This is a genomic window from Streptomyces sp. NPDC050759, from assembly GCF_044456945.1.
Lineage (GTDB): Bacteria > Actinomycetota > Actinomycetes > Streptomycetales > Streptomycetaceae > Streptomyces.
The window spans coordinates 142,109-157,016 of sequence record NZ_JBITGI010000001.1 but is presented as its reverse complement, the minus strand read 5'-3'; the positions used below and the strand labels follow the sequence as shown (position 1 = coordinate 157,016).

Below are 14,908 nucleotides of genomic sequence, written 5' to 3'. Positions count from 1 at the left end.
TTGACAGGGCTCCGGGTTAAGGTCTCATCGACGGACACAGGAGGCACTCGGTTGTTGTACGGCACGATGAAGGTCGCCATCGGAGGGCCGCTGAAGGTCGCCTTCAGACCCTGGGTGGAAGGCCTCGAGAACATTCCCGCCGAGGGCCCCGCGATTTTGGCGAGCAACCACCTCTCCTTCTCCGACTCCTTCTTCCTGCCCGCGGTCCTCGACCGCAAGGTCACCTTCATCGCGAAGGCCGAGTACTTCACGACTCCCGGGGTGAAGGGCCGCCTCACGGCCGCCTTCTTCAAGGGCGTCGGCCAGCTCCCGGTGGACCGGTCCGGCGCACGCGGCGCGGGCGAGGCGGCCATCAAGAGCGGCCTCGACGTGCTGGAGCGCGGCGAGCTGTTCGGCATCTACCCCGAGGGCACCCGCTCGCCCGACGGCCGCCTCTACCGCGGCAAGCCCGGCGGCCTCGCGCGCGTGGCGCTCGCCAGCGGCGCCCCGGTCATCCCGGTCGCGATGATCGACACGGAGAAGATCCAGCCGCCGGGCAAGGTCATGCCCAAGCTGATGCGGCCGGGCATCCGCATCGGCGAGCCCCTGGACTTCAGCCGCTACCAGGGCATGGAGCACGACCGTTTCGTGCTGCGCGCGGTGACCGACGAGGTCATGTACGAGATCATGAAGCTCTCCGGCCAGGAGTACGTCGACATCTACGCGACCGCCGCCAAGCGGCGGATCTCGGAGGCGGCCAAGGCCGAGAAGGAAGCGGAGAAGGCCGCCAAGGCCGCTGTCGCGAAGACCGACAAGGACAAGCCCTAGGATCCTGGGACACGGTGGTCCGGGCCCGGGGTGGGGGAAATGGCCAAACAAGTACGCGTCATGCGCATGTCGGTCGAGCAGCCGCTGTGGCGTGCGCTGACCGGGTACCGGGTGCTCACCATGCTGTACGCGGTCGGGCTCTTCGCCACCGCGTACGACGAGTTCGACCGGCCCGGCATCGCCATCGCCTACTACGTCGTCCTGTGCGTGTGGACGTTCGCCACGCTGCCCCGCGTCCAGAACGCGGCCGCCTGCACCAAGCGCTTCCTCGCCGTTGACCTCGCGATCGCGGTCACCGGGATCGTGCTGACCCCGCTGGTCGTCAACGACCACCACATCGACAGCGGCGGCCCCACCCTGCCGTCGATATGGACGGCAGGTTCCGTCCTGGCGTTCGCCATCAAGGGCGGCTGGCGCTGGGCCGCGCTCGCCTCCACGCCGGTCGCCGCCGCCAACCTCATCGAGCGCGGCCAGCCGGCCCGCGACACGGTCCACAACGTGATCCTCGTCTGGGTCGCCTCCATCGCCATCGGCTACGTCGTCGAGGTCGCCCGCGCCTCCGAGCGCACCCTCGCCCGCGCCCTGGAGATCGAGGCGGCGACCCGGGAGCGTGAGCGGCTGGCCCGGGACATCCACGACAGCGTCCTTCAGGTGCTCGCCATGGTGCAGCGCCGGGGCGCGGTCATGGGCGGCGAGGCGGCCGAGCTGGGCCGGATGGCCGGTGAGCAGGAGGTGGCGCTGCGCACCCTGGTCTCCGGTGGCCTGACCTCCGTCTCCCGGGTGTCGGGGGACGCGGCCCAGGGGGCGGTCGTCCACGTCGTCGACGACGAGCGGGACGGCGACGGGCCGGACGGCGGGCCGCTCGACCTGCGCGCACTGCTCGCCCCGTACGCCTCGGCGAAGGTCTCCCTCGTCGAGCCCGGCGCCCCCGTCCCGCTGCCCCCGCCCGCCGCGCGCGAGCTGGCCGCGGCCGTGGGGGCCGCCCTGGACAACGTCCACCGGCATGCCGGTGAGCACGCGCGCGCGTGGATCCTCGTCGAGGACGAGCCCGACGAGGTGATCGTGACCGTACGGGACGACGGACCCGGCATCCCCGAGGGACGGCTCGCCCAGGCCGAGGGCGAAGGGCGGCTCGGGGTGGCCCTGTCGATCCGGGGCCGGCTGCGCGAGCTCGGCGGCAGCGCCGAGCTGATCTCGCCTCCGGGACAGGGCACGGAGGTCGAACTGAAGGTACCGAAGGTCTCACGGGGGAAGGCAGGACAGCGATGAGCGACAAGGGTCCGATCAAGGTCATGGTGGTCGACGACCACCCCATGTGGCGCGACGCGGTCGCCCGGGACCTGGCCGAGTCCGGCTTCGACGTGGTCGCGACCGCGGGCGACGGCGACCAGGCCGTACGCCGGGCCAAGGCGGCGAACCCCGACGTGCTGGTGCTCGACCTGAACCTGCCGGTGAAACCCGGCGTCCAGGTCTGCAAGGAACTCGTCGGGCACAACCCTGCCCTGCGCGTCCTCGTGCTGTCCGCGAGCGGCGAGCACGCCGACGTACTGGAGGCCGTGAAGTCGGGCGCGACCGGCTATCTGCTGAAGTCCGCGTCGACCGAGGAACTCCTGGACGCGGTCCGCCGCACGGCCGTCGGCGACCCCGTCTTCACGCCCGGCCTCGCCGGGCTGGTCCTCGGCGAGTACCGGCGCCTGGCCACCGACCCCGCGCCCACCACCGACCCCGACCAGCCCAGGGCCCCGCAGCTCACCGAGCGTGAGACCGAGGTGCTCAGGCTGGTCGCCAAGGGCCTGAGCTACAAGCAGATCGCCGAACGCCTGGTGATCTCCCACCGCACCGTCCAGAACCACGTCCAGAACACCCTCGGCAAGCTGCAACTCCACAACAGGGTCGAGCTCGTCCGATACGCCATCGAAAGAGGCCTCGACGACGAGTGAGACGCGCGTCACACTGACCCTTCGTCAGGCACCTGCGGCGAAGGGAACTGTCCATGCGCGTCGGAGTACTGACCGGAGGCGGCGACTGCCCCGGCCTCAACGCCGTCATCCGGGCCATCGTCCGCAAGGGCGTTCAGGAGTACGGCTATGACTTCACCGGCTTCCGGGACGGCTGGCGGGGTCCACTGGAGGACCGCACCGTACGTCTCGACATCCCGGCCGTCCGCGGCATCCTGCCCCGCGGCGGCACCATCCTCGGCTCCTCCCGCACCAACCCGCTCAAGCAGCAGGACGGCATCCGCCGGATCCAGGAGAACCTCGCCGCGCGGGAGATCGAGGCGCTCATCGCCATCGGCGGCGAGGACACCCTGGGCGTGGCCGCAGAACTGTCCGACCACCACGGCGTGCCCTGTGTCGGCGTCCCGAAGACCATCGACAACGACCTCTCCGCCACCGACTACACCTTCGGCTTCGACACCGCGGTCGGCATCGCCACGGAGGCCATCGACCGGCTGCACACCACCGCCGAGTCCCATATGCGCGTCCTGGTCTGCGAGGTGATGGGCCGCCACGCCGGCTGGATCGCCCTGCACTCCGGCCTCGCGGGCGGCGCCAACGTCATCCTCATCCCCGAGCAGCGCTTCGACGTCGACCAGGTGTGCGCCTGGATCACCTCCCGCTTCAAGGCGTCGTACGCCCCGATCGTGGTCGTCGCCGAGGGTGCCATGCCGAAGGACGGCGACGTGGTCCTCAAGGACGAGTCGCTCGACTCCTTCGGACATGTGCGGCTGTCCGGCGTCGGCGAGTGGCTGGCCAAGCAGATCGAGAAGCGCACCGGCAAGGAGGCCCGCACGACGGTCCTCGGGCACATCCAGCGCGGCGGCACCCCCAGCGCCTTCGACCGCTGGCTCGCCACCCGCTTCGGCCTGCACGCCATCGACGCCGTCCGCGAGGGCGACTTCGGCAAGATGGTCGCCCTGCGCGGAACGGACATCGTGCGCGTGCCGATCGCGGAGGCGACGGCGAGGCTGAAGACGGTCGACCCGAAGCTGTACGAGGAAGTGGGGGTGTTCTTCGGCTGACGCCAGCCGGCTCACACGGCCGTGCGGCGCAGCTGCCTCACCAACTCCCGTACGACGACGGCGCCGTTCAGCGTCAGGACCGACTCCGGGTGGAACTGGACGCCGGCGAAGCCGGGGCCGCGCAGCGCGTGCACTTCTCCGTTGCCGGCCCGGCTGATCTCGACCTCGTGCGCGTCCAGTTCGCTCGCCGTCTCGTCGTCGCAGTGCGCCACGAAGCTGTTGTAGAAGCCGACGGTCTCGGACCGCCCGAACAGATCGACCGTCGTCTGCGCACCCTGGTACGGCACTTCCTTCCGTACGATCTCCAGGCCCAGCTCGGCCGCGATCAGCTCGTGTCCGAGGCAGACGCCGAGGACGCCGTGCCGGTGATCGCGGAGCACTTCGGCGGTCAGGGCACGCAGGAACCGCATCTTGGGATCCTGGAGATCGGACGGGTCACCGGGACCGGGGCCGAGCACGACGGGCCCCTCGTGCGCGCGCACGGCGTCCGTGAGGCCCGGTTCGTCATAGCGCCTCACGGTCACGTCCAGCCCGCCCGACCGCAGCACATGCGCGAGCATCGAGGTGAAGGTGTCCTCGCCGTCCACGACGAGGGCGTGCCCTTCGAGGTCGTCCGACCGCTCCTGCATCCGCAGCCAGAACGGGGCGAGGTTCGTGCGCCGCCCGTCGAGCGCGGCACGCACGCGTGGATCGTCGGCGAGACTCACGCGCGCGTGCTCCGCACGGGTCCGGGACGGTCGTACGCCGAGAGCCGCCAGTACCCCCGCCGCCTTGGCGTGGGTCTCCGCGACCTCGCTCACCGGGTCCGAGCCGCGCACGAGGGTCGCGCCGACGGGGACCTTGAGGCGACCGTCGGCGGAGATGTCCGCGGTGCGGATGAGGATGGGGGAGTCGAGGGTCTGCGCCCCGACAGCTCCTTCCCGCCCGCCACCCGCGTACCGGCCGAGCAGGGCCAGCGCGCCGGCGTAGTACCCGCGCCCCCCGACCTCGTGCCGCTCGATGACCCGGCAGGCGTTCTGCACCGGCGAGCCGGTGACGGTGGCCGCGAACATGGTCTCCTTCAGGACCTCCCGCACGTCCAGCGAGGACTTCCCGCGCAGTTCGTACTCGGTGTGCGCGAGGTGGGACATCTCCTTCAGCCGGGGCCCGATGACGACCCCGCCCATGTCACCGACCGTGCACATCATCTTGAGCTCCTCGTCGACGACCATCGACAGCTCCTCGATCTCCTTGCCGTCGGCGAGGAAGTCGAGCAGGTGCTCGGGGGTGGGGCCCTCGGCGGGATAGCGGTACGTCCCGCTGATCGGGTTCATGACGACGGTCCCGCCGCTCATCCGGACGTGCACCTCCGGGCTCGCGCCGACCAGGGTCCGCTCGCCGGTGTGCACGACGAAGGTCCAGTACGCGCCCCGCTCGCCCACCAGGAGCCGCCGGAACAGGGCGAGCGCGTCCGCGCGGGAGAACCCCGGGATCTGGCCCTCGTAGGTCCGCCGGATCACGAAGTTGGCGCCCTCGCCGCGCCCGATCTCCTTGTCCAGCACCCGTCCGACGATCTCGGCGTACTCCTCGTCGGCCACGTCGAAGCCGCCGTTCTCGACGCGGACGTCGTGGGCGGGAAGCTGCGCGAGGGCCTCCCTGAGGGAGAGGACGCGGGTCTCCTCGGGCGTCAGCACCGCGAGCGGCGTCCCGTCGTCCCGCACGTCGAAACCGCGCTCACGGATCTGGCGGAAGGGGATGAGCGCGAGCCCCTCGTCGGGGAGGTCGGCCAGACGGTCGTAGGTGCTGACGGGGCCGAGGAGCAGTTCCACCGTGCTGTCGTCGTGGCCGGGGGTGCGGCGGCGGAGCAGGGCGAACGGGCGGTCGTCGTCCAGGAGGTGTGTCAGGTCCATGGTTCCTCAACTCTCGATGACTCGATGTCGGTGAGGAACGACCCCGGAAAACACCGAAGGCCGCCCCTCGGGCGGCCTTCGCGAAGTCTTGCGTACGCGCAGTCAGTGGGCCGCCGGATGAGCGGTCCACCACCAGTTCTGGGATGAGTGCGCGAACATGCGACGCACCCTATCCCATGTCCGACCCTTGTACCCCGTGTCTCATTTCCTGGGCATGGCTCGGGAGCCATGACACGACCCCGTAATGTTGACGTCGTGACCGTGAACGCTAAGACCAGCGCCAGCGCTGGCAACACCTGGCGAGACCTGCCCGCGGCGCAGCAGCCCGAGTACCCCGACACCGAGGCTCTGCGCGCAGTGATCGCGGACCTCGAGTCGTATCCGCCGCTCGTCTTCGCGGGCGAGTGCGACCAGCTGCGCGCCCGGATGGCGGCCGTCGCCAAGGGCGAGGCGTTCCTCCTCCAGGGCGGCGACTGCGCCGAGGCCTTCGACGCCGTGTCCGCGGACCACATCCGCAACAAGCTCAAGACCCTGCTCCAGATGGGCGCCGTGCTGACGTACGCCGCCTCGGTGCCGGTCGTGAAGGTCGGCCGCATCGCCGGCCAGTACTCCAAGCCGCGCTCCAAGGGCACCGAGACCCGCGACGGCGTGACGCTGCCGACGTACCGGGGCGACTCGGTCAACGGCTTCGAGTTCAACGAGAAGGCCCGCATCCCGGACCCCGAGCGCCTGAAGCGGATGTACAACGCCTCCGCCTCCACGCTCAACCTGGTGCGCGCCTTCACCACCGGCGGCTACGCCGACCTGCGCCAGGTGCATGCCTGGAACCAGGACTTCGTGAAGTCGTCCCCCTCCGGCCAGCGCTACGAGCAGCTGGCCAGGGAGATCGACCAGGCGCTGAACTTCATGCACGCCTGCGGGACCGACCCGGAGGAGTTCAAGACCGTCGAGTTCTACTCCTCGCACGAGGCGCTGCTGCTCGACTACGAGTCGGCGCTCACCCGCGTGGACTCGCGCACCGGGCGTTTGTACGACGTCTCCGCGCACATGGTGTGGATCGGTGAGCGCACCCGGCAGCTGGACGGCGCGCACATCGAGTTCGCCTCGAAGATCCGCAACCCGATCGGCATCAAGCTCGGCCCGACGACCACGGCCGAGGAGGCGCTGCAGTACATCGAGCGCCTCGACCCCGACCGTGAGCCCGGCCGGCTGACCTTCATCGTCCGCATGGGCGCGGACAAGGTCCGCGACAAGCTGCCCGAGCTGGTCGAGAAGGTCACCGCCTCCGGCGCGACCGTCGCCTGGATCACCGACCCGATGCACGGCAACACCTACGAGGCGGCCTCCGGCCACAAGACCCGCCGCTTCGACGACGTGCTCGACGAGGTCAAGGGCTTCTTCGAGGTCCACAAGGGCCTGGGCACCCACCCGGGCGGCATCCACGTCGAGCTCACCGGTGACGACGTCACCGAGTGCGTGGGCGGCGGCGACGAGATCTTCGTCGACGATCTGCACCAGCGCTACGAGACGGCCTGCGACCCGCGCCTGAACCGCAGCCAGTCGCTCGACCTGGCGTTCCTCGTCGCGGAGATGTACAGGGACCAGTGACGGGGACACCTGTTACAGGAACGTGAATGGGGCGCGGATCACATACGATCCGTGCCCCGCTCCACTTTTGCGGTTCCTGAGCGCCGGGTAAGGTTAGGTTAGCCTTATCGATCTCGGCGGGAGGTGGAGTCCGCGTGTACGTCTGCAACTGCTTCGGAGTGACCGAAGCGCAGGTCCAGCAGCACGCGGACAACGGCGCCTGTACGCCCCGCCAGATCGCCTCCGCCTGCAAGGCCGGGACGGACTGCGGATCCTGTGTACGTCGGATCCAGGCGATCCTCGGCCGAGGCGCCTACCCTCGCCGTGAGCCGGCCGACCCGGGCCGGCAGGTCCTGACCGGACTCGAGGAACTCGAAGAAGCGGCCTAGCTCGGCCCAACTCGGTCTAGCTCTCCGGCTGCTCGATCAGCTGCGCGATGTAGAGCGCCTCGCCGAGCTTCTCCAGAAGCTCCAGCTGCGTGTCGAGATAGTCGATGTGGTGTTCCTCGTCCGCGAGGATCGACTCGAAGATGTTCGCCGACGTGATGTCCCCCTTGGCGCGCATCACCTCGATGCCGCGCTTGAGGCGGTCGATGGCCTCGACCTCGACCTGCCGGTCGGCCTCGAACATCTCCTTGACGGTCTGGCCCACGCGCACGTGGAACAGCCGCTGGTAGTTCGGCAGCCCCTCCAGGAAGAGAATGCGGTCGGTCAGCACCTCGGCGTGCTTCATCTCGTCGAACGACTCGTGCCGCGTGTACTTCGCGAGCTTCGTCCAGCCGAAGTTCTCCTGCATCTTCGCGTGCAGGAAGTACTGGTTGATCGCGGTGAGCTCGCCCGTGAGCTGCTCGTTGAGGAATTCGATGACCTCGGGGTCGCCCTGCATCGCAGAGGCTCCTTCCAACCGTGGGGAACTGGCAGGCTGCGCCGCATCCTCGCACCGGTGAAGAAGATCGTCCAGTAAGTCTTCACTTAGTAAGTAAGGGCATGCTTAGTCCGATGTGAGATGAATTGGACGAGGGCTGGTCAGGTGCATCGCCTCGGGTCTGTCAGGATGGAAGGCATGGGTCAGCCGGTGGAGAGCGAGAGTGGAGAAGCGGCGCACTCCGAGCTTCCGCCAGGGCAGCGACTGCAGCGCGGCTGGCCCGTCACGCACTACGGCCCGGTCCCCAGGTTCCGGCCCGAGCGCTGGGAGTTCCGGGTCTTCGGCGCCACCGCGGACGGCGAGAAACACTGCTGGAACCACGAGGAGTTCACGGCGCTGCCGTACACCACCGTCGTGGGCGACCTGCACTGCGTGACGAAGTTCAGCATGCTCGGTGCCGAGTGGGGTGGCATTCCCGCCCGCACCATCCTGGACATCGCCCCGCCCGCCCCTGCGGTCACCCACGTAATGGTGTGGGCCGAGTACGGCTTCAGCTCCAACCTCCGCCTCGAGGACTTCGCGTCCGAGCGCGCGATCTTCGCCACCCACAAGGACGGGGAACTGCTGACCGCGGAGCACGGCTTTCCGCTCCGGCTGGTCGTCCCCCATCTGTACGCCTGGAAGGGGCCCAAATGGGTCCGTGGCGTCGAGTACATGACCGCCGACCGCCGCGGCTTCTGGGAAGAGCGCGGCTATCACAACGTCGGCGATCCCTGGAAGGAACAGCGGTACTCGTACCAGGAGCAGCCGGGAGACGGCCCCGAGCTGTGACGGTCAGTGCGGCCAGTGCCCTTACCCGTTCCGGAGTTTCTTCAGCCTCTCCACGTCCGCTGCGTGCCCCTCCTTGCCGCCGGGCGTTTCGATGATCAGCGGTACGCCCGCGGTGGCGGGGTGGGTCATCAGGGCGCGGAACGGGTCCTCGCCGATGTGGCCGGAGCCGATGTTCTCGTGACGGTCCTTGTGGGCGCCGACCACGTCCTTGGAGTCGTTGGCGTGGATCAGCTTCAGGCGGCCCTCGCCGACGGTCTCCACCAGGAGGTCGAGCGTCTGGTGCATGCCGCTCGGACCGGTGAGGTCGTGGCCGGCCGCGAAGATGTGGCAGGTGTCCAGGCAGACGCCCAGCCTCGGGTGGGCGTCCAGCGCCTCGAAGTACGGGCCGAAGTCCCAGGTGCGGGAGCAGAGGGAGGATCCCTGGCCGGCCGTCGACTCCAGGAGCAGATACGGGTCGTCGTCGTGGGTGAGTTCGTCGAGGAGCGGCAGCAGGTGCTCGCGCACCTGCTTCAGGGCCACGGAACGGTCGCGGCCGCCGGTGGCGCTGCCGGTGTGCACGACGACGCCCAGCGCGCCGATCTCGCGTCCGCGCCTGAGGGAGTGCCGGAGCGAATCGACCGACCTCTCCACGGTCGCCTCGGTGTGTGAGCCGAAGTTGATCAGGTACGGCGCGTGGACGTACGCCGGGATCGCCTCTTGCGCGCAGGCCTCGCGGAACGCCTCGTCCTGGCGGGGGTTTCCGGCGGGGGTGGCCCAGCCGCGCGGGTTGGCGACGAAGACCTGCACGGTCTCGGCGTCGAGGTCACGGGCATACGACAGGCCGACGGAGTTCAGGCCGCCGGCCACGGGGACGTGGCCGCCGACGGGGTTGCGCTGAGTTGTCACCGGTCAAGGGTGCCATTGCCTGCGGCGCTTGGGCGGGTGGGGTGGGGTGCGGCTTCTCGTTGGGCGGTCGCGGGTCGGGGTGGGGCTGTTCGCCGTCGGCGGCTGCGGGTCGGTGGGGGGCTGGGCGCGCAGTTCCCCGCGCCCCTGGGTGGGTGTGGCACAGGGGGTCGCCCCTGCAGCCGTGTGACGGCAAGGAGCTGCCACGCGCCCTGGGCGGGTGTGCGTAGGGGGTCGTCAGCGAATGGTGATCGTGATCGTCGAACCCTTGGGGGCTGTGTCCCCGCCCTTCACGGACTGTTTCTTCACCGTGTCGCCGAACAGGCCGAGCAGGCCGCGGTCCTCGTCGACCTGGAAGCCCGCGTCCTCCAGTTCGGTCTTGGCGTCGTCGACGCTGTCGCCGGTGACGTCCGGGACCTCGATCATCTCGGGGCCCTTGGAGAGCGTCAGGGTGACGGTGTCACCGTCGGCCGCCTGGCTTTCGCCTGCCGGGGTCTGCTTGGCGACCTGGCCCGCGTCGTACTCGGAGTTGACCCGGGTGGTGGCGATCCTCACCTTCAGACCGGCCTCCGTCAGGTCGGCCCTGGCGTCGGCCAGGTCCTCGCCGGTGACGTCCGGGACGTCGACCGGGGCGCCCTTGCTGACGGTGAGCGCGATCGCCGAGCCGGCGCGCAGGGTGGTGCCGTCCTCGGGATCCGTGCTGATCACGAAACCCTTCGGTACGTCGTCGCTGAACTCCCGGGTGACCATGCCCGGTTGCAGCCCTTCCGCCTTCAGCCGGGTCCTGGCAGTACTCAGCGCGTCCCCTTGGACATCGGGCACCTTCACCGTCTGCGGGCCCTTGGAGACGGTGATCGACACGGAGTCGTTGTTCCGTATGCGTTCGCCCACCTCCGGGTCCGTGCTGATGACGGTGCCGCGCTTCACGGTGTCGCTGTAGGCGTACGTGACCTTGCCGGTCTCCAGACCGGCCTCGTCCAGTCGGTCCCGGGCCTGTGCCTCGGTCTTCGTCAGGAGGGCCGGGACCTGGGTGAACTGGCCGGAGTTGATGTACCAGACGCCCGCCCCGAGCCCGAGGGCAAGCAGGATCGCAGCGACGATCAGGAGCGGGCCGCGCCGGGGGCCGCCGGACGAGCGGCCGCGCCGGGAAGGCGGGGGTGGCGGGCTCTCCAGGCGGCTGGTGCGGTGGTACACCGGCTCGTCCTCGTTGACCGGCAGGGGGCGCGGCACGGTGAGGGTGCGCGGGATCACGCTCGTGCGGTTCTCGGCGCCCGCGTACTCCGCCGAGAGCGCCTGCGGCGGTACCGCGTCCAGCTGGTCGGCGCTCAGCCTGCCGTGTGCCTCGCGGGTCTGCGCGAGCAGCGCCACGGCGTCGTACGGACGCAGGTCCGGGGTGCGGGCGGTGGCCGACGCGACCAGCTCGTCCAGTTCGTACGGCAGCCCCGGGACCACGGCCGAGGGCGGCGGGACGTCTTCGTGGAGGTGCTTGTAGAGGACGACGGCGGGGGAGTCGCCGTCGTGCGGGCGATCGCCGGTCAGCATCTCGTACAGGACCACACCGCACGCGTACACGTCGACGCGGGCGTCCGCGGTGCCTGGCTGCTCGATCTGCTCGGGCGAGAGATAGGACACGGTGCCGAGTACGGCTCCGGTGGTGCTGGTCACGGTGTTCACCGACCGCACGAGTCCGAAGTCGGCGACCTTGACCCGGCCGTCGTCCCCTATCAGGACGTTCTCCGGCTTCATGTCCCGGTGTACGAAACCTGCCCGGTGTGCGGCGCCGAGCGCGGCGAGCACGGGCTCCAGGATGTCCAGGGCGGCGCGCGGCTGCAGGGCCCCGCGCTCGCGGAGCACGTCGCGCAGGGTGCACCCGGCGACGTACTCCATGGCGAGGTAGACGTACGACCCGTCGGTGCCCTGGTCGAAGACCTGCACGACGTTGGGGTGGGCGAGCCGGGCGACGGACTTGGCCTCCCGGATGAACCGCTCGACGAAGGACCCGTCCGCCGCGAGCGCGGGGTGCATCACCTTGAGCGCGAGCACGCGGTCCAGACGGGTGTCCAGGGCCCGGTAGACCGTGGCCATCCCGCCGACCGCGATCCGCGCGTCCACGCGATAGCGGCCGTCGAGCACCTGCCCGACCAGCGGGTCCTGAAGGGTCGTATCCACGCAGGTGAGTGTACGAGCCGACGCTGACAGCCCGTCCGGTTCGGCCGATATCGAGGCGGGACTGCAGCGTAGCTGTGACGCAGATCGCACGGAGGTGCCGGTCGGGGACAGGCGTGCCACTCGGGTCACGTCCCTCGCCCAGGCCCCACGTCAGGTCACTGGAAAGCAGGCCGCTCCGGGTCCAGTACCGCCCTGCCCGCCACCGGAGACGACGCCTCGGCGAAGTGCCGTCGGGGGATCCGCCCCGCCCGGTACGCCAGCCGCCCCGCCTCCACCGCGTGCCGCATCGCGTGCGCCATCAGCTCGGGCTCCTGCGCCCGCGTCACCGCTGAGGCGAGCATCACACCCGCGCACCCGAGCTCCATCGCCAGAGCAGCGTCCGACGCCGTGCCCGCCCCCGCGTCCAGGATCACCGGCACCCGCGCGTGCTCGACGATCAGCTGGAAGTTGTGCGGGTTGCGGATGCCGAGGCCCGAGCCGATCGGTGAGCCCAGCGGCATGACCGCCGCGCAGCCCACGTCCTCCAGCTTCCGGGCGAGCACCGGGTCGTCGTTTGTGTACGGCAGCACCGTGAAGCCGTCGTCCACCAGGGTCTCCGCCGCGTCCAGCAGCTCTATGGGATCCGGCAGAAGGGTGCGCTCGTCGGCGATGACCTCCAGCTTGACCAGGTCGGTGCCGAGCGCCTCGCGCGCGAGGCGGGCCGTCAGGACGGCCTCTCCGGCGGTGAAACAGCCCGCGGTGTTCGGGAGCACCCGGATGCCGAGCCTCTCCAGTACGGACAGCACCGAGCCGTGCACCGAGGGGTCCACGCGACGCATCGCGACCGTCGTCAGCTCGGTGCCGGAGGCGACCAGGGCCCGCTCGAGCACGTCCAGGCTGGGCGCCCCGCCCGTGCCCATGATCAGCCGGGACGAGAAGGACGTACCGCTGATGACAAAGGGATCGTCGGCCATGGGTCAGCCTCCTTGGACGGCGGTGAGGACTTCCACGCGGTCACCCTCGGAGAGGGACGTCGCGGGCCACTGCGCGCGCGGGACGACGGTTTCGTTGAGCGCCGCGGCCACCCCGGACGGCGCCGGCGTCAGCGCCCGCACGACGGTGTCGAGAGCCGTGCCGGGAGCGAACTCCCGGGTCTCCCCGTTGACGGAGATGTTCATGCCGGCTGCTCCAGGAGTTCCGTGGCGGCGAATCGCCTCGGGGTGAACGGGCGGGCCACATCGGGGAGTTCACCCGTCGTCAGAACGTGCGCCATGGCGTCCCCGGTGATCGGCGTGAGCAGCACGCCATTGCGGTAGTGGCCGGTCGCGAGCACCAGCCCGGTCAGTTCCGTGGGTCCGAGCAGCGGGGCGTTGTCCGGGGACCCCGGGCGCAGACCCGCGCGGGTCTCCGTGAGCGGCAGCTCGGTGATGCCGGGGACCAGTTCGTGGGCGTCCCGCAGCAGCTCGTACACCCCGCCCGCGGTCACCGTCGTGTCCCAGCCCAGCTCCTCGCTGGTCGCGCCGATCACCAGCTCGCCGTTCTCCCGCGGCACCAGGTAGACCTGGCTGCCGCGGACCACGGCCCGCACCGTGCGGCTCAGGAAGGGCGCGCTGCGCGGCGGCACGGTCAGCCGCAGCACCTGGCCCTTCACGGGCCGTACCGGGGGCAGGACATCCGCTGGGACCCCTTCGAGGCGGCCGCTGAGACTTCCGGCGGCGAGCACCACCTGCCCCCCGCCCAGCTCGTCGCCGTCGGTCGTGGTGACCCCCGCGGCCCGGTCCCCTGCGACCCGGAGGCCCTTGGCCCACGCGCGGTGGAAGACGACACCCGCCTGCTCGCACGCGGCCAGCAACGCGCGCGTGAGCCGCCGTGGATCGATCTGGTGATCGCCGTCCACCCGCAGTCCGCCCCGCACCCCCGGTGCGAGCATCGGCTCCAGGCGTCGGCACTCCCGGCCGGACAGCCACTCCGACTCCAGCCCCGACTGCCGCTGCAACGCGTGCAGTTCGCGCAGGTGGGCGCGGTCGTCGGCGTCCAGAGCCACGGCGAGTGTGCCGCAGCGGCGGTAGCCGAGGTCGAGGCCTGTCAGGTCGGTGAGCTCGGCCGCGAAGTCGGGATAGCGGTGGGCCGAGGCGAGGTTCAGCCCCAGCAGGGTGTGCTCGCCGTAGTGCAGTTCGGTGACCGCGGCCAGCATCCCGGCAGCCACCTGGGCGGCCCCGCCGCCCGGTTCGGGGTCCACGACGGCCGTGGTGAGCCCGCGCTGCGCGGCCCGCCAGGCCGTGACCAGGCCGATGATGCCGCCCCCGACGACGAGGACGTCTGACGTACGTGAGGACATGGGCGTCCAGCCCCTCCCTTCGCCGGCATGACCCGGATCAGGTTCGTACGGTCGGAGGCCGCCAGCCTCCCTCTCAGCCCGGTGCGTCCGGGCTCCCGCGAGTGCTCTACGTTGGCCACCCTAGCCCGTGCCCGTGCGCCTCTGTAAGGGAGCCTTCCGCCATGCCCCGCTCGCTCGACGGCCTCGTCCTCGCCCCGGTCGCCGATCAGGCACCGGGTCAGGTGGGTACACGGACCCGGTTCACCTACCACGAGCAGGACGGGGAGATCTGGGCCGAGTACGCGGGCGGTGACGTCGTACGCGGACATCTCGTCGGCACGCGCGCGGGGGACCGTCTCGACTTCAGGTACGTGCAGCTGAAGCACGACGGAACGACATCCTCCGGGCACTGCGTCTCGACGGTCGTGGAGCTTGTCGACGGCCGGCTGCGGTTGGAGGAGACGTGGGAGTGGGAGTCGCAGCCGGGCAGCGGTACGAGTGTTGTGGAACAGGTCACTGAGCACGACTCCTGACTGACGGATTGTCAGGTGACTAGGGTGA

16 protein-coding genes and 1 riboswitch are annotated in these 14,908 nt (G+C 70.3%); of the genes, 8 read left to right on the top strand and 8 right to left on the bottom strand.

What is annotated here, in order from left to right; genetic code table 11:
- The first annotated feature begins 66 nt into the window (after positions 1-66).
- Genes ACIBJB_RS00700 through ACIBJB_RS00685 form a run of 4 tightly spaced genes read left to right on the top strand, consistent with a single transcriptional unit; the run spans position 67 to position 3,829 of the window.
- On the top strand, positions 67-807 hold the full coding sequence (locus tag ACIBJB_RS00700; RefSeq protein WP_398926783.1) for a lysophospholipid acyltransferase family protein: 741 nt from the start codon (positions 67-69) through the stop codon (positions 805-807).
- Positions 808-846: 39 nt separating this feature from the next.
- Positions 847-2,076: a MacS family sensor histidine kinase gene (gene macS, locus ACIBJB_RS00695; RefSeq protein WP_398925075.1), complete on the top strand. Its 1,230-nt coding sequence runs from the start codon at positions 847-849 to the stop codon at positions 2,074-2,076.
- Positions 2,073-2,747: a response regulator gene (locus ACIBJB_RS00690; RefSeq protein ID WP_398925073.1), complete on the top strand. Its 675-nt coding sequence runs from the start codon at positions 2,073-2,075 to the stop codon at positions 2,745-2,747. The genes macS and ACIBJB_RS00690 overlap by 4 nt, the downstream gene beginning before the upstream one ends.
- A gap of 53 nt (positions 2,748-2,800) precedes the next feature.
- Positions 2,801-3,829 carry a 6-phosphofructokinase gene (locus tag ACIBJB_RS00685; protein WP_398925071.1) on the top strand — a complete coding sequence of 343 codons (1,029 nt, stop codon included), beginning with the start codon at positions 2,801-2,803 and terminating at the stop codon, positions 3,827-3,829.
- A gap of 11 nt (positions 3,830-3,840) precedes the next feature.
- Here ACIBJB_RS00685 and ACIBJB_RS00680 read toward each other — a convergent pair whose 3' ends face one another.
- Positions 3,841-5,718, bottom strand: a complete 1,878-nt coding sequence (locus ACIBJB_RS00680; protein ID WP_398925069.1) for an anthranilate synthase family protein — start codon at positions 5,716-5,718, stop codon at positions 3,841-3,843.
- Positions 5,719-5,820: 102 nt separating this feature from the next.
- Entirely contained in the window at positions 5,821-5,877 is a 57-nt protein-coding gene (locus ACIBJB_RS00675) for a trp operon leader peptide (protein ID WP_398926781.1), read from the bottom strand.
- Positions 5,878-5,973: 96 nt separating this feature from the next.
- Here ACIBJB_RS00675 and ACIBJB_RS00670 point away from each other — a divergent pair, with 96 nt between their 5' ends.
- Both ACIBJB_RS00670 and ACIBJB_RS00665 read left to right on the top strand, forming a co-directional pair.
- Complete coding sequence (locus tag ACIBJB_RS00670) at positions 5,974-7,326, top strand: class II 3-deoxy-7-phosphoheptulonate synthase (RefSeq protein WP_398925068.1); 1,353 nt, start codon at positions 5,974-5,976, stop codon at positions 7,324-7,326.
- A 134-nt stretch (positions 7,327-7,460) separates the two neighbouring features.
- Positions 7,461-7,694 carry a bacterioferritin-associated ferredoxin gene (locus tag ACIBJB_RS00665; RefSeq protein ID WP_398925067.1) on the top strand — a complete coding sequence of 78 codons (234 nt, stop codon included), beginning with the start codon at positions 7,461-7,463 and terminating at the stop codon, positions 7,692-7,694.
- A 16-nt stretch (positions 7,695-7,710) separates the two neighbouring features.
- On the opposite strand, the gene bfr is transcribed toward ACIBJB_RS00665, so the two are convergent.
- On the bottom strand, positions 7,711-8,190 hold the full coding sequence (gene bfr / locus ACIBJB_RS00660) for a bacterioferritin (protein WP_007381448.1): 480 nt from the start codon (positions 8,188-8,190) through the stop codon (positions 7,711-7,713).
- 177 nt (positions 8,191-8,367) lie between these two features.
- Here bfr and ACIBJB_RS00655 point away from each other — a divergent pair, with 177 nt between their 5' ends.
- Positions 8,368-9,000: a sulfite oxidase-like oxidoreductase gene (locus ACIBJB_RS00655; protein WP_398925065.1), complete on the top strand. Its 633-nt coding sequence runs from the start codon at positions 8,368-8,370 to the stop codon at positions 8,998-9,000.
- A gap of 21 nt (positions 9,001-9,021) precedes the next feature.
- On the opposite strand, the gene ACIBJB_RS00650 is transcribed toward ACIBJB_RS00655, so the two are convergent.
- From ACIBJB_RS00650 to thiO, 5 genes are all read right to left on the bottom strand, one after another.
- A complete protein-coding gene (locus ACIBJB_RS00650) occupies positions 9,022-9,885 on the bottom strand; it encodes a deoxyribonuclease IV (protein WP_398925063.1) in 864 nt (287 codons plus the stop codon).
- Positions 9,886-10,119: 234 nt separating this feature from the next.
- Positions 10,120-12,051, bottom strand: coding sequence for a Stk1 family PASTA domain-containing Ser/Thr kinase (pknB, locus tag ACIBJB_RS00645; RefSeq protein WP_398925061.1), 1,932 nt, complete (start codon positions 12,049-12,051; stop codon positions 10,120-10,122).
- 155 nt (positions 12,052-12,206) lie between these two features.
- Positions 12,207-13,004: a thiazole synthase gene (locus ACIBJB_RS00640; protein ID WP_398925059.1), complete on the bottom strand. Its 798-nt coding sequence runs from the start codon at positions 13,002-13,004 to the stop codon at positions 12,207-12,209.
- Between the two features lie 3 nt (positions 13,005-13,007).
- The gene (gene thiS / locus ACIBJB_RS00635; protein ID WP_398925057.1) at positions 13,008-13,208 is read right to left on the bottom strand and encodes a sulfur carrier protein ThiS; all 201 of its coding nucleotides are present in this window, start codon (positions 13,206-13,208) and stop codon (positions 13,008-13,010) included.
- Entirely contained in the window at positions 13,205-14,368 is a 1,164-nt protein-coding gene (thiO, locus tag ACIBJB_RS00630; protein ID WP_398925055.1) for a glycine oxidase ThiO, read from the bottom strand. The genes thiS and thiO overlap by 4 nt, the downstream gene beginning before the upstream one ends.
- Positions 14,366-14,477: riboswitch (TPP riboswitch) on the bottom strand. (Overlaps the previous gene by 3 nt.)
- 52 nt (positions 14,478-14,529) lie before the next feature.
- Here thiO and ACIBJB_RS00625 point away from each other — a divergent pair.
- Positions 14,530-14,880 (top strand): hypothetical protein, encoded by a 351-nt coding sequence (locus tag ACIBJB_RS00625; RefSeq protein WP_398925053.1) that lies wholly within the window; start codon positions 14,530-14,532, stop codon positions 14,878-14,880.
- Positions 14,881-14,908: the final 28 nt, after the last annotated feature.

Excerpts from the sequence above, each read along its gene's own strand:
- ACIBJB_RS00700 (WP_398926783.1), top strand. The coding sequence starts at position 67 with ATGAAGGTCGCCATCGGAGGGCCGCTGAAGGTCGCCTTCAGACCCTGG.
- macS (WP_398925075.1), top strand. The coding sequence starts at position 847 with ATGGCCAAACAAGTACGCGTCATGCGCATGTCGGTCGAGCAGCCGCTG.
- ACIBJB_RS00690 (WP_398925073.1), top strand. The coding sequence starts at position 2,073 with ATGAGCGACAAGGGTCCGATCAAGGTCATGGTGGTCGACGACCACCCC.
- ACIBJB_RS00685 (WP_398925071.1), top strand. The coding sequence starts at position 2,801 with ATGCGCGTCGGAGTACTGACCGGAGGCGGCGACTGCCCCGGCCTCAAC.
- ACIBJB_RS00680 (WP_398925069.1), bottom strand. The coding sequence starts at position 5,718 with ATGGACCTGACACACCTCCTGGACGACGACCGCCCGTTCGCCCTGCTC.
- bfr (WP_007381448.1), bottom strand. The coding sequence starts at position 8,190 with ATGCAGGGCGACCCCGAGGTCATCGAATTCCTCAACGAGCAGCTCACG.
- ACIBJB_RS00655 (WP_398925065.1), top strand. The coding sequence starts at position 8,368 with ATGGGTCAGCCGGTGGAGAGCGAGAGTGGAGAAGCGGCGCACTCCGAG.
- ACIBJB_RS00640 (WP_398925059.1), bottom strand. The coding sequence starts at position 13,004 with ATGGCCGACGATCCCTTTGTCATCAGCGGTACGTCCTTCTCGTCCCGG.
- thiS (WP_398925057.1), bottom strand. The coding sequence starts at position 13,208 with ATGAACATCTCCGTCAACGGGGAGACCCGGGAGTTCGCTCCCGGCACG.
- thiO (WP_398925055.1), bottom strand. The coding sequence starts at position 14,368 with ATGTCCTCACGTACGTCAGACGTCCTCGTCGTCGGGGGCGGCATCATC.
- ACIBJB_RS00625 (WP_398925053.1), top strand. The coding sequence starts at position 14,530 with ATGCCCCGCTCGCTCGACGGCCTCGTCCTCGCCCCGGTCGCCGATCAG.